This is a genomic window from Nocardia sp. NPDC058497 (assembly GCF_042720195.1).
In the GTDB taxonomy this organism is placed as follows: domain Bacteria; phylum Actinomycetota; class Actinomycetes; order Mycobacteriales; family Mycobacteriaceae; genus Nocardia.
The window spans coordinates 12,420-17,408 of the sequence record NZ_JBHXMY010000066.1; the positions used below are offsets into that span (position 1 = coordinate 12,420).

Sequence of the window (4,989 nt, forward strand, 5' to 3'; positions counted from 1 at the left end):
ACTAATTGGGGGCGATCGGTCCGCGTGAGCGGGCGGGGGGACCCGGTGGCGACGTTGCCCGACGTCGGCGTCGGCATCGACGACGCCACCGGCGTGCCAGGCAAGTCCACCACCACCGTCGCCTTCGACTTCGGCCGGATCACCCTCGACGACGAACACGTGCTGTATCTGTTCGGCGCGCCGGGGCAGCAACGGTTCTGGTTCCTGTGGGACCGGCTGTTCACCGGTGCGCTCGGCGCGATCGTGCTGGTGGACCAGCGCCGGATCAGCGACTCCTGGTACGCGATCGACCGGCTCGAACACCAGGGCACCCCGTTCGTGGTGGCCTGCAACGACTTCGGTGACTCGCACGCACCGCAGGACGTGCGCGACGCGCTCGACCTCGACCCCGCGGTGCCGCTGCTGATGTGTGACGCGCGCTCGCGCGAATCGAGCAAGCAGGTGCTGATCGCGCTGGTCGAACACCTGTATTCCGCTGTTCGGCAAGGGGAGACGGTCTCATGAGCACACCCACCGGCACCGGTGCCTGCCCGATCACCGGCGCGGTGCCGCTGAGCGGTCCCGAATTCCACATCGAACCGCACGAGGTCTACCGGCGGATGCGGCGCGATCACGGTCCGGTGGTCGCGGTCGAACTGCCCGGCGGTTTCCCCGCCTGGCTGATCATCGGTTACCGCGAACTGCATCAGGTGACCAGCGATCCGCTGCTGTTCCCGCGCGATGTGTCGCTGTGGAACCAGTGGGGCCGGGTGCCCGAGGACTGGCCGCTGCTGCCGATGGTCGGGCGGCCCATGCCGTCGATCTACTTCACCGCGGGCGCCGAACATCGCAGGCATCTGGCCATGGTGGAGCCCGCGCTGGACGCGGTGGATCACTACGAATTGCGCCGTGCCTGTGAGGAACTCGCAGACCAGCTGGTCGACGGGTTCTGCGGTCGCGGCGCGGCCGACCTGGTCGCCGAGTTCGCCGAGCCGCTCCCGGTACTGGCGCTGGGCCGCATCCTCGGCCTCCCCGACCACGACGGCGCCGACCTCGCCCTGACGATGAAGCTCATCGCCGACGGCGGCGCCGACGCGCACGCTGCATTGGCCCGCTTCGGTGAGCACATGGCCCGGCTGGTCGCGGCGAAGAAGGCCCGTCCCGGTGGCGATCTCGTGTCGCTGATGCTCGCCGACCCCGAGCCGTTCACCGACGAGGAATACATGAACGACCTGATGGCGATCACCGCCGCGGGTCACCTCACCACCGCCGACTGGCTCGGCAGCTCCATGCGGCTGATGCTCACCGACGACCGCTTCTCCGCGGCCCTCGGTGGCGGTCGGCGCAGCGTCGGCCAGGCCATGAACGAGGTGCTCTGGGAAGAGGGCCCGACCTCGATCCTGGCCGGCCGGTGGGCCGCGCGCGACACCCGCCTGGCCGATCAGACCATCCGGGCGGGCGACCTGCTGCTGCTCGGCCTGGCCGCGGCCAATCTCGACCCGCACATCCGCCAGTCGTTCACCGACGGTGACACGGTGCCGACCGGCAACAACGCGCACTTCGCGTTCAGTTACGGCGAATACCGCTGCCCGTTCCCGGCGCAGCAGATCGCCGAGATCATCGCCAGGACCGGGATCGAGGTGCTGCTCGACCGGCTCCCCGATGTCGACCTGGCTGTCCCCGCCGCCCAGCTCACCCGGCGACCTTCGGCTTTCCTTCGGGGCATGACCGCACTGCCCGTTCGTTTCACACCAGTTAGACCCGTCGGAGGTTCGTCGTGAGTTCCCAGTGCCCTTTCGCCATCGATCCCATGGTCGGTGACCTCAACGGAGAGACGGCCCGACTACGCGCCGAAGGTCCGCTCGCCCGGATCGACCTGCTCGGCGTGCCCGCCTGGACCGTCACCGATCACGCGACCGCCCGTCAGCTGACCACGGACAGCCGCCTGGTCAAGGACATCCACGCGTGGAAGCTGTGGACCGACGGCGTGGTCACCAACCAGTGGCCGCTGATCGGCATGGTCGATGTCGACCGCTCCATGTTCAATGTCGACGGCGCCGAGCACCGCAGGCTGCGGCTCAAGACCGCCCAGGCCCTGGCGCCGCGGCGGCTCGAGGAGATGCGCCCGGTGATCGAGCGGCTCACCGTCGAACTGCTCGACGATCTCGCGGCCGCCGGCGCCGACGGCGCGCCGGTGGACCTGAAGTCGGTCTTCGCCTACCCGCTGCCGATGCGCGTCGTCGGCGAGCTGATGGGCGTCGAGCGCGAGGATCACCCGCAGCTGCTCGAGTGGTACAAGAAGTTCTTCTCGGTGATGACACCGCAGGACGAGCGGCTGCGCGTGATCGGCGAGCTCGACGTGTACTTCACCGATCAGGTCAAGCAGAAGATCGCGAACCCGGGCGACGATCTCACCTCGGCGTTCATCGTGGCCGACGAGGGCGGCGAGCCGCTCACCGAGGAGGAGGCGATCGGCAATATCAAGGCCCTCGTCGCCGCCGGGCACGAGACCACCGTGAGCCTGATCGTCAACACCGTGCGCGCGCTGCTCGGCGAACCCGCGCAGCTGGCGAAAGTCCTCGCGGGTGATGTGGACTGGAAGCAGGTCATCGAGGAGTCGCTGCGCTGGGACGGCCCGGTCTCGCACCTGCTGATGCGCTTCGCCACCGAAGACATCACCGTCGGCGACACCGTGATCACCAAGGGTGAGGGCGTGGTGATGTCCTACCGTGCCATCGGCCGCGACACCGCCGTGCACGGCGAGACCGCCGACGAGTTCGACGTGACGCGGCCGACCGCCAACCGCCACTTGGCCTTCGGCTACGGCCCGCACATCTGCCCCGGCGCCGCCCTGTCCCGGCTGGAAGCCGCGATCGCGCTGCCCGCGCTGTTCGCCCGGTTCCCCGATCTGCGGCTGGCCGTGCCCGACAGTGAGCTCGGCAATCTGCCGGTCCTCACGCAGAACGATCTGGCCGCGTTGCCGATCATCCTGAACTGACCGGCGTCGCGTCGAGCCCGGTGGTCTTTCGCCGGGCGCGACGCTCCTACGTACCTACAGGCCCAGATCGCGGCCGATGAGTTCCTTCATGATCTCGTTGGAGCCCGCCCAGATCTTGGTGACCCTGGCGTCCATCCACGCCCGCGCGACCCGGTACTCGCGCATGTAGCCGTAGCCGCCGTGCAGCTGCACACACGCGTCGAGCACGTCGTTCTGGATCTGCGCCGACCACCACTTGGCCTTCGCGGCGTCGACCGCGGAGAGCTTGCCCTCGGCGTGAGCGGCCACGCCCTGGTCCACGAACGCCTGCGTCACTTCGATTTTCGTGACCAGCTCGGCGAAGAGGAACTTGTTGTACTGGAAGCTGCCGATCTGCTGCCCGAACGCCTTGCGCTCCTTGGCGTAAGCGAGGGTCTCGGCCAGAATCGCCTCAGCGTGGGCGATATTGGAGATCGCGGCGCCGATGCGCTCCTGCGGCAGCCGCTCCATCATCGCGATGAAGCCGCGGTCGACCTCGCCGATCCGGTTGGCGTCCGGCACCCGGACGTTGTCGAAGAACAGTTCGGCGGTGTCGGATTCGGGCTGACCCACCTTGTCGAGCTTGCGGCCGCGGGTGAAGCCCTCCATACCGTTCTCCACCGCGAACAGCGTGATGCCCTTGGCCTTCTTCTCCGGGCTGGTGCGAGCGGCGACGATCACCAGGTCGGCGTTGAAACCGTTGGTGATGAACGTCTTCGAGCCGTTGATGATCCAGTCGTCGCCGTCGCGGACCGCGGTGGTCTTGAGCGCGGCCAGGTCGGAGCCGCCCGACGGCTCGGTCATGCCGATGGCGGTGATGATCTCGCCGGTGCAGAACTTGGGTAGCCAGCGCCGCTTCTGCTCGTCGGTGGTCAGTTCCACCAGGTAGGGCGCGCACACGTCGTAGTGGATGCCGAACGAGGAGGCCAGTGCCGCACCGGCTTTGGCGAGTTCCTCGCCGAGCACCGCGTTGAACCGGTAGTCGCCCGCGTCGCTGCCACCGAACTCCTCCGGCACACCGAGGCCGAGGTAGCCGAGTTCGCCTGCGGCGAGCCAGGTCTCACGGTCGATCGCGCGCTCGTCGGCGAAGCGTTCGGCGTTGGGCTCGATCGAGCGCTTGACGAATTCGGCGACCGAGGCGCGGAAGGCCTCATGGTCCTCGGTGTAGATGGTGCGCTGCATGGGTTTCCTTTCGTGTTCTACTGTTCGGGCCGTTCGCCCAGCAGAACCAGCGACGCCTGGACGACCTTGGCCGCGTCGGGTTCCTCGCCGCTGATGACATCGGCGTAGATGAAGGTCTCGGTGATCCGCGACAGCAGCAGCGCCAGTTCGGGCACCGGCAGCGGCGGATCGAGTGCGCCCGCCGAGATCTCCTCGGTGAGCAGGTCGGCGATGAACGCTACGAAGCGCCGCTGCATCGAGCCGGCCCTGGTGGTGAGCAGTCGCAGCGCGCGTTCGGGTTCGCGGCGCAGGAATTGGCGGAAGGCGTCGGAGGTGTTGACGGCCTGGGCGAAATCGCCGAGGACCGTGGCGATCCGGCGCGCGCCGGGGCCGGGCGCGGCCGCGACGGCGCGGCGCAGGGTCGGTTCGGCCACCGACCAGATCACCTCGGCCAGCAGCTCGTCGCGGCCGCCGACCCAGCGGAACAGGGTGGCCCGGTTGACGCCGAGCTCGTCGGCGAGTTCCTTCATCTCCAGCCTGCGGCCGGCCAGGAATCCGGATCTGGCTGCCTTGAACGCGGTGATCACGTCGGGGCGGGCGGCGATATCCGCCAGGCGCTGGCCCAGTGTTGTCTGCTCGGTCACGTCACCTCCCGGTGCAACATCTCCCTCAGTGTATGGGGGATGCAACATCTGTCAATATGTCACACGATGGGCATAAAAAAACTCCCCGGTCGCGATGACCGGGGAGTTCGTTGTAGCCCCGACGGGATTTGAACCCGCGCTACCGCCTTGAGAGGGCGGCGTCCGAGGCCGCGAGACAACGGGGCCCGA

Annotated in this window: 5 protein-coding genes and 1 tRNA gene; 3 read left to right on the top strand and 3 right to left on the bottom strand. The window is 68.3% G+C overall.

The genetic code is table 11. The annotated features are described in order from the left end of the window. Positions 1-24 precede the first annotated feature (24 nt). Genes ACFWPJ_RS07490 through ACFWPJ_RS07500 form a run of 3 tightly spaced genes read left to right on the top strand, consistent with a single transcriptional unit; the run spans position 25 to position 2,977 of the window. Positions 25-504, top strand: coding sequence for an ATP/GTP-binding protein (locus ACFWPJ_RS07490; RefSeq protein WP_378848422.1), 480 nt, complete (start codon positions 25-27; stop codon positions 502-504). Next, complete coding sequence (locus tag ACFWPJ_RS07495; RefSeq protein ID WP_378848410.1) at positions 501-1,760, top strand: cytochrome P450; 1,260 nt, start codon at positions 501-503, stop codon at positions 1,758-1,760. Before ACFWPJ_RS07490 ends, ACFWPJ_RS07495 begins: the two co-directional genes overlap by 4 nt. Continuing rightward, on the top strand, positions 1,757-2,977 hold the full coding sequence (locus ACFWPJ_RS07500) for a cytochrome P450 (RefSeq protein WP_378848413.1): 1,221 nt from the start codon (positions 1,757-1,759) through the stop codon (positions 2,975-2,977). The genes ACFWPJ_RS07495 and ACFWPJ_RS07500 overlap by 4 nt, the downstream gene beginning before the upstream one ends. Before the next feature lie 54 nt (positions 2,978-3,031). Here ACFWPJ_RS07500 and ACFWPJ_RS07505 read toward each other — a convergent pair whose 3' ends face one another. The 3 genes from ACFWPJ_RS07505 to ACFWPJ_RS07515 all read right to left on the bottom strand — a co-directional run bounded on the left by ACFWPJ_RS07505 (position 3,032) and on the right by ACFWPJ_RS07515 (position 4,986). Beyond that, entirely contained in the window at positions 3,032-4,177 is a 1,146-nt protein-coding gene (locus ACFWPJ_RS07505; protein ID WP_378848415.1) for an acyl-CoA dehydrogenase family protein, read from the bottom strand. Between the two features lie 17 nt (positions 4,178-4,194). Beyond that, positions 4,195-4,800 carry a QsdR family transcriptional regulator gene (locus ACFWPJ_RS07510; protein WP_378848417.1) on the bottom strand — a complete coding sequence of 202 codons (606 nt, stop codon included), beginning with the start codon at positions 4,798-4,800 and terminating at the stop codon, positions 4,195-4,197. Between the two features lie 113 nt (positions 4,801-4,913). Next, a tRNA-Glu gene (locus tag ACFWPJ_RS07515) sits at positions 4,914-4,986 on the bottom strand. Positions 4,987-4,989: the final 3 nt, after the last annotated feature.